1 protein-coding gene is annotated in these 238 nt (G+C 66.0%); it reads right to left on the bottom strand.

Annotated features, from left to right (window positions below; genetic code table 11):
• On the bottom strand, positions 1 to 238 hold a 238-nt coding region (locus DBV10_RS22600; RefSeq protein ID WP_158616846.1), incomplete at both ends, for a substrate-binding domain-containing protein.

Here is a 238-nt window from a genome sequence, read left to right as displayed (position 1 = left end):
GTCGTCCCAGTCCTTGATGTGCTTGGGGTTGCCATTGCGCACCAGGAACAGCATGGTCGAGGTGGTGGGCGATGCGTCGTGCGGGAACTTCTTGGCCCAATCCTTGGCCACCACGCCGCTGTCGGCCAGGAACTGCACGTCGGTGGTGGTGTTCATGGTGACCACGTCGGCGGCCAGGCCGTCGTTCACGGCACGCGCCTGGGCGCTGGAGCCCGCGTGCGACTGGTCGATCTTCACG

This window comes from Acidovorax sp. FJL06, assembly GCF_003852545.1.
Lineage (GTDB): Bacteria > Pseudomonadota > Gammaproteobacteria > Burkholderiales > Burkholderiaceae_C > Acidovorax.
This window is presented reverse-complemented; position numbering and strand designations above follow the sequence as displayed.